The organism is Pseudomonadota bacterium (assembly GCA_022361155.1).
Classification (GTDB): Bacteria; Myxococcota_A; Polyangia; order Polyangiales; family JAKSBK01; genus JAKSBK01.
On the sequence record JAKSBK010000238.1, the window covers coordinates 1 to 1,475 of the forward strand.

Genomic DNA, 1,475 nt, shown 5'->3' on the forward strand with positions numbered 1-1,475 from the left:
ACCCCGTCTTTGACGAACTCAAGAAACTCTCGCGCCAATCGGTAGGCCACTTTGCCAAGCTGCTCGCCAAGTGGCAGGCTGCCGCGGCCGAGCTGCCGCCTATGGAACTGATGGACCGTATCCTGGCCGACATCGACTATCACAGCTACCTGCTGGACGCCGGCGAAGAAGAGGGTCTCGATCGCTGGGAGAACGTGCTGGAATTGCGCCGCCTGGCCGCCGAAAACAAGGATCAGAGCCTGGGCGATTTCCTGGAAAGCATCGCTCTGGTCAGCGACCAGGACACCATCGACGAGAACGCATCCGTGCCCACTTTGCTGACCCTGCACACCGCCAAGGGCCTCGAATTCCCGGTGGTCTTCATCACCGGCCTGGACGAAGGCACCCTGCCCCATTCGCGTTCCATGGACGATCCCGAAGAGATGGCCGAAGAGCGCCGCCTCTTCTACGTCGGCATCACCCGCGCCCAGGACCAGCTCTATCTCGTCCACCACCAGTTCCGCAACCAATACGGCTACTCCGAGCCTGTGGATCCCTCGCGCTTCCTGGCCGACCTGCCCGATGACCTCGTTGAGGGCGGCAACCAGGCCCGCAGCGCGCCACCCGCCCGCCCCGACCTGTGGGAGACGCCCAGCGCGCCCGAACCCGTGCGGGTCGAGCAGCAATTCGAACCCGGCATGGCCGTGCGCCACCCCGCCTGGGGCGAGGGCATGGTGCTCAACAGCCGCGTCCAAGACGACGACGAAGTGGTTGACATCTTTTTTGAAGACGTGGGCCTCAAGAAAGTGGTCGCCGCCTTCGCCAAGCTGGAAACCGTAGAGAAGGAACAGGACCAGTCATGAAGCTCTTCATTACCGGTGGCGCCGGCTACATTGGCGGGGCCGTGGCTCAGGCCCTTGTTGAGCAGGGCCACCAGGTCACCGTCTATGATTCACTCGTCACCGGGCATCGCGCCGCCGTGCCCGCCGCGGCCGAGTTCATCCACGCCGACCTGGGCGACACGTCCGCACTGGAAGAAGCCCTGCGCCCCGGCCACGACGCCGTGCTGCACTTCGCCGCTTTCATCGAAGCCGGGGAGAGCATGCAAGACCCCGGCAAGTACTTCGAGAACAACCTGGTCAACTCGCTGCGCCTGCTGGCCGCGGCCCAGGCCGCCGGGGTGCCTAAATTCATCATGTCCTCCACCGCCGCGCTCTACCAGACCAGCGATGAACCGCTGACCGAAGACTCGCCCATCGGCCCCCAGAACGTCTACGGCGAGACCAAGCTGATGGTTGAAAACGCGCTCAAACGCTATCAGGAACTGCACGGCCTGCGCTACGCCGCCCTGCGCTACTTCAACGCCGCCGGCGCGCTGCCCGGCCGCGGCGAAGCCCACCAGCCGGAGAGCCATCTGATCCCACTGACCCTGCAAGTCGCCCTGGGTCAGCGCCCGGACATCAAGATCTTCGGCGGTGATTACCCCACGCCGGATG

At 64.7% G+C, this 1,475-nt stretch carries 2 protein-coding genes; both read left to right on the plus strand.

The features are described 5' to 3' along the window. On the plus strand, nucleotides 1–842 hold an 842-nt coding region (locus MJD61_09030; protein MCG8555413.1), incomplete at its 5' end, for a DUF3553 domain-containing protein. After that, on the plus strand, nucleotides 839–1,475 hold a 637-nt coding region (locus MJD61_09035; protein MCG8555414.1), incomplete at its 3' end, for an NAD-dependent epimerase/dehydratase family protein. The genes MJD61_09030 and MJD61_09035, both read left to right, overlap by 4 nt.